Consider the following 5,825-nt stretch of genomic DNA (forward strand, 5'->3'; position numbering starts at 1 on the left):
CATATCAGGAACTTGTTCGCACCTTCCCTTACAGGCGCCAACAAACCATAGCCCTCAATTTAGGTCTTGTGCTCCGCCGCACCCCTGCGGCTTAAAAACGCGGGTCGTCGATGCCGGATTATTAACCAGCTTCTCCACCGCCCTGCGGGGCCGTCTGACCAGCTCCCCACCACAGTTAGGGCAACGCATATTCATCTTCCCGGCGCACGCTATACAGAAAGTGCACTCAAAAGAGCAGATCAGCGCCTCGCCGGAGTCGGGAGGCAGATCGATATCGCAGCATTCACAGCCGGGCCTGAGTTCCAGCATCGATGTTTCCTTCTATTAACGGGGCAGGATAGCTCAATCCCCCATCCCCACAGTATACATAACTGCTGGTATTAATAGCATTAAGTAACTACTGGTCTTCTGTCAGCTCAACCGCGTCAGTCCACGCTCTTTTCAACGATACTCTGTTTCGGTGCAAAAATTAGTATGTACCCTTGCAACAGAAAAAACTGTATAGATAACCAGTGAACATAACTATCAGGTAACCTATATGAGCAGAGACAGATATAACCTTTCCATCGCCGTATTCGTTTTGCTTCTTAAAGATAATGAGATCTGCATGCTGAGACGAGGTAACACGGGCTGGATGGATGGCTACTTTAGCTTGCCCGCCGGCGGGCTGGAACAGGGCGAACCCCTTTCGCACGCAGCGATCAGGGAACTGAGGGAGGAGACAGGGGTTGTTGCATCCCCTTCTGAAATAACACTTGCCCATACCATGCATGTGCGGACTGAAAACCGCTCATGGATAGGCCATTATTTTATATGCCAGAAGTGGAGCGGTGTTGCTTTTCTCGCGGAACCGGACAAACACGCTGAACTCATCTGGCGAAATATCGCTACTCTGCCTGAAAATACCATTCCGTATGTCCGGCAGGCGATCGAAGCCATACAGGTTGGCCAGCGTTATTCAGAGTTTGGCTGGAGCAGCATTGGTTAAGTACGTCCCTTTCTGACGCCACTCAGCCCCGGGCGCTTGCCGTGGCATGAAAACTTAAACGCCCTTCAGCAGAGGAAGCAGATGGTTTTCGGTAAGAGGAGCGAGCTTAACATCCTGATGCAGTTCCGGTTCAAACCAGATGACTTCCTCAATTTCAGCAGTGGGTTCGAAAGCGCTTCTGTCCGCGCTGATACGGAAGATATCAGCACATACAGTATGACCAGGCTCATTAGCGGCGGTATCGGTGAAACGACCAACGGGTACAAGCTCATCCGGCGCAACGGTGAAATGGAGTTCCTCTTCAAGCTCGCGTATAAGTGCGGCTTCCGGGCGCTCGCCCGCTTCAGGCTTGCCTCCGGGTTGCATAAAGTAAAGCGTGCCGCGCTTCCTCACTAGCAGGCAGCGCCCTCTGCTATCAGTGATAATTGCCGCTGCAATATTAATTTGTCCTGTGGTTTTCAAAAACACCTCATCTGTAGTTGTTGAAGGCTTCCGGAGCCCGCAGACTAGCGGGCATTGACGGCACTCATCAGATCCTGCCACAGCGCATTGGCTGTCGCCTGATAGCCTTCCGCCGTCAGGTGAATAAGGTCCGGACGGGCTTTACCCTGGTTTGCCAGACGTTCAATACTGCAACGACCACCCATCCAGGCGTACCAGTCCCAAAAGAGCGTATGTTCGTTTTGCGCAACCTGCTTCTGGATATCAATAATCGACTGAAGCACGGGGGATTCCCGCTGGCTACAATCAGCGCCTTTTTTATTCATCACGCTGCTTCCCGGGCCGACTAACAAGACCGCGGCGTCAGGCTGCATCTGACGTATGATTCTGATCTGTCGGGTCAGGTTTCGCTGATACTCCGCCAGATCAATATCCGTGTTAAAGGCTTCGTTGGTGCCGTAGGCGAGGATCACCAGATCCGGTGCCAGCTTATTCAGCACCGCGCCCCAGTTATCATGCCATTTGTCGAGAATAGAGATCTGCGCGCCATTGGTGCCCAGCGCGCTGACAATAACGCCATGCGGCTGCGCAGATGTCAGCCACAGACCGGCAAGCTGCGCCCCGCCGCCGTCCGCAAGTGACAGAGAAAATGAAGAAGGAACCTGCGCCGCGTCGGACAGCGCCCAGTGTCCCTGCGTATCCCCGAGTGCCAGCGGCTGTTGCTGGAGTTGCAGGGTCGCTGCCCCCTGGGAGCGATACAGCACCTGAGCCTGAATTTGCGCCTCGCCATCACGCACATTAACCTGAATATCGCTGCTCCCGGTGAGCGGAGTGGCAATATTGCCGCCCAAGGTAAAGCCAGGATTGCTCAGCCGCCGGCTATTCTCAAGCTTCCAGTTTTTTGTTTTGCCATAACTCACGTTGTTATAGCGGTTTCCGGGAACGCCCATCGGGCTGACAAAGCCAATACCGCCATTGCCATACTTTTCCTGAAATGCCTGCCGGAGCTGGCCGGAAAGAAAATCAGCGGCGGTATGCGAGTCCCCCAGCACCAGAATATGTGTGCGCCGGGTGTTACTGTTGCGCAGTTTTTCAGCCAGCGCTGTCAGCCCCGGATCGCCATTATCCGTCCATAACCCGTGTGATTCCTGACGCGGCGCGGAGGCTTCTTTCACCCGATCCGCCGTTTGAGTGCAGGATATGAGGGCCAGCGCCGAAATCAGCAAAATGACGCTGGTGGAAAATAGCAGACGATTATTTTTCATAAAGCTCCTCACTTGCCGGTGACACAAAGTGAATTTGCTCAACAATCTTGCTGGCAATGAGCTGAGCACCGGCCGGGGTAAAGTGTATACCGTCGCTGGCTCTGACGCTCTTAAGCTTGCCATTAATCATCGCGGAAGAGGCATAGAGGTCTGCCTGATATCCAAACAGCGTATTGACGCTGATAACCACCCCGCCGACCTGTTTCACTTCCGATTCATACAGCCTGTTGAGAATTGCCATCCCCTTGTTTAACTTGGCCTTCTGCATATTTGGCGGCAATACCCAAATCACCGGGATATTGTACTGGTTACCCAGCTCAAGAATTTGGCGGATACGACTGCGGTATTCGTCATCCCATGGTTCACTACCAAATCTGAGGTAGGTTCTGCTGTTTTTTACCGGCATATCCCAGGGATCATTCGGCCCGAGGAACACGGCGATAAGACCGATATCTGCATTACCCATCAGCGCCTTTTTAACGGTAGCTGGCCAGTCAAAGAAGCCTGGATAAGCAAGGCCGGTGCTGCGTTTGCTCAGATCGATGCCGGAGGCCTGGTAATCATCATGCAGTATCTTCAGCACTCGCGGCGCCACACCTTCCATCATGGAATCGCCAACCATCAGCACCTTGCGTCCGGAAGGCAGAAGCGCTTTGCCCTCTTCATCATATAAGTGACTGGCCACCTCGAATCCGCTATTTGCCTGCAGCTCGTAGATAAAAGATGGCCGACGGGTGGAAATCCATTTGCCCAGTTGCCGTTCGTCAACAGGGGTATCCGCCGCCACATCAGCGGAAACCAGCAGATCTGCCGGGGTGTTCAGGCTCGCAGGCGTCGGCATCAGCGCACTGCCCGTGAGTTGGGCGATAAAGGTCCCTTTTGCCACTTCCGCCGCAGACATGACTTTTGCGCCGGTCAACCAGACAGGTGAAGTAACAGATGCCCAGGGACTTTCCCGATGAAAATGTAATGCCCAGTACTGATTCAACGACTGCTGATTAAGCCATATCAGGCCCAGCATGCTCGTAAAAATGATCAATGAAGATTTGAGCGTCTTGTTGATAATGTCGGCGTAATCAGAAATTTGCATAAATGAATCCAGGCACCCCTGACGGAGCAAAGAAAAAGGCAATCGCCAGCACGGGAATAATCACCAGTGGGAGCGCATACCATTTGATGTTCAGCAGGAATGTCGCCAGCTGATTACGTATCTCAACAATCCACGGGTAGCAGATAAAGAATGCGGTAAACATCGCGATTATCGTCATATCGTCCATGGTGACAGAGGCGAGATCCCCCTGAACCATATTCAGAATGAGACTGCACGCATCCGGAAGATTCCCGGCCCGGAAAAATATCCACGCAAAGCAGACAAAATGAAAGGTGATCAGACGCGCCAGCAGATCCGGCAGAACTATTTTTTGCAGCGCCGGCGAGCGTTTTTCCCACAGATTGTAGATAACCAGCCCCGCACCGTGCAACGCGCCCCAGATGAAGAAATTAAACCCTGCCCCATGCCAGATGCCGGAAATAATCATCGCCAGCATCAGGTTGATTTGGGTACGCGAAAACGAGCCCCGGCTACCGCCTAAAGGAATATAGATATATCTGAGGATGAAACTGGACAAGCTCATATGCCAGTTTCGCCAGAACAACTTAAGGTTCGCGGCCTGATAAGGATGGGAGAAGTTTCGTGCAATTCGGAAGCCAAGCAGTAACGCCAGCCCGGTGACTAAATCGCTATAGCCGGAGAAGTTAAAATAGATATTCCACGCCCAGCCATAAATGGCAATCAGAGTTCTGGCGGCGGTTTGCCCCTCTGGCAGTTCGAATACCCCAGTGACAAAGCTGTCATTGAGCCATGAACTGAGCAAAAAGAGCTTCACCAGCGCCAGCGCAATCAACAGCAGTGCACGTTTAAACTCCAGTATTCCTGGTCTTTTGCCGCTGATTTGCGGCAACAGCTCACTGGCATTATTCACCGGCCCGGCAATCAGTGTTGGGAAAAAATTGACGTATAAGAATGTACTGAGGACATCGGGCCTTTTCAGCTTCCCATCAATGACACTCATCACCATGCTGATAGAGTTGAATAGATAAAATGACATCCCCAGCGGCAACAGCATCGTCATTACCGGTAACGAGAGATGAACACCGAGCGCCTCAAGGTTAATTTGCAACCACTCATTCATGGAGGCGTAATATTTAAATACGGCAAAAAAGACAACCACCAGAACAGACAGCGCCAGGATCGCGGTTTTTTTTCTGGTGGATTTATCAGCGAAACAAACCAGTCCCCAGACCAGCAGACTCCAGGATAGCAGGACCAGCAGCGCGTTTATTCCGCTCAACCAGACAAAAAAGTATCCCGCCAGCAACAGCATCACATTTTGCAGCTTAAACCAGGGGGCCAACAGCCAGTAAACAATGAAAAACATCCAAAAAATCAGTAAAAACTCAATGGAAAACAGCGTAGCCATAGATATTAATCCCAGGAAATCCCTTCAGGTGTGGCAGTACCAGCCGAACCAGAAACGCAATTCCCAATCTGTTTATGATGCTGTACGGCGTAATCGCTAAGGAGGATGGCTCCTCTGGGGGCAGCATATCGGAGTGGCAAGCGTCGTCTCGAGTTCGCAGATCGACATAGCATGCGCGAAGAGATCCCGGCATGGCAGAGAGTATTATGAACAGAGAGGTGGCGATAATACGGGCGAGAAAAAAGATATTCTGTGAAGCTAACTAACTGTTCAACAGAATGCGTCATTCTTATCATTTTGGTCGTGCACTATTAAAAAGTTAGCAAGAGGCAATTCTGATTTAGCGCGAAATGTTAACCAGAGAAATCCCAATTGCAAAGCTACTATTTTTAATGGTTTTGTCAACAGCCGGTGCACCCCAGAAGCGACATGCATGGTCATTATTTATACATTGATGCTAATGGCGCGCAAGTGATAAGTTATTTAGATGATTTATTTGCGTTAAGTTGAAATAATACAGCAATTCACAATACCACTACAGAGGAAGTTATCTGCCATAATTAAGACCCTGAGGTGGTTATTATTAATCGTTTCTTATAATAGTCACGATGACCTTTGCTAAGGAAGGTGCGAATAAGCAGGTCATTTCTT

Annotated in this window: 6 protein-coding genes; 1 reads left to right on the top strand and 5 read right to left on the bottom strand. The window is 51.0% G+C overall.

Going from position 1 to position 5,825, the window contains the following annotated elements:
* Positions 1-54: 54 nt before the first annotated feature.
* Positions 55-309: a DUF1272 domain-containing protein gene (locus tag FDX11_RS23070; protein ID WP_128348986.1), complete on the bottom strand. Its 255-nt coding sequence runs from the start codon at positions 307-309 to the stop codon at positions 55-57.
* Positions 310-538: 229 nt separating this feature from the next.
* On the opposite strand from FDX11_RS23070, the gene FDX11_RS23075 reads away from it, so the two are divergent.
* Positions 539-988 (top strand): NUDIX domain-containing protein, encoded by a 450-nt coding sequence (locus FDX11_RS23075; protein WP_128348985.1) that lies wholly within the window; start codon positions 539-541, stop codon positions 986-988.
* A gap of 54 nt (positions 989-1,042) precedes the next feature.
* On the opposite strand, the gene FDX11_RS23080 is transcribed toward FDX11_RS23075, so the two are convergent.
* The 4 genes from FDX11_RS23080 to FDX11_RS23095 all read right to left on the bottom strand — a co-directional run bounded on the left by FDX11_RS23080 (position 1,043) and on the right by FDX11_RS23095 (position 5,174).
* Positions 1,043-1,432 carry an NUDIX domain-containing protein gene (locus FDX11_RS23080; RefSeq protein ID WP_164881372.1) on the bottom strand — a complete coding sequence of 130 codons (390 nt, stop codon included), beginning with the start codon at positions 1,430-1,432 and terminating at the stop codon, positions 1,043-1,045.
* 62 nt (positions 1,433-1,494) lie between these two features.
* Positions 1,495-2,694, bottom strand: a complete 1,200-nt coding sequence (locus tag FDX11_RS23085; RefSeq protein WP_249360760.1) for a GDSL-type esterase/lipase family protein — start codon at positions 2,692-2,694, stop codon at positions 1,495-1,497.
* Positions 2,684-3,784, bottom strand: a complete 1,101-nt coding sequence (locus tag FDX11_RS23090) for a DUF459 domain-containing protein (protein ID WP_137398586.1) — start codon at positions 3,782-3,784, stop codon at positions 2,684-2,686. The genes FDX11_RS23085 and FDX11_RS23090 overlap by 11 nt, the downstream gene beginning before the upstream one ends.
* Complete coding sequence (locus FDX11_RS23095; RefSeq protein ID WP_137398587.1) at positions 3,771-5,174, bottom strand: MBOAT family protein; 1,404 nt, start codon at positions 5,172-5,174, stop codon at positions 3,771-3,773. Before FDX11_RS23095 ends, FDX11_RS23090 begins: the two co-directional genes overlap by 14 nt.
* Positions 5,175-5,825 lie beyond the last annotated feature (651 nt).

This window comes from Citrobacter sp. wls714 (genome assembly GCF_005281025.1).
Lineage (GTDB): Bacteria > Pseudomonadota > Gammaproteobacteria > Enterobacterales > Enterobacteriaceae > Citrobacter > Citrobacter werkmanii.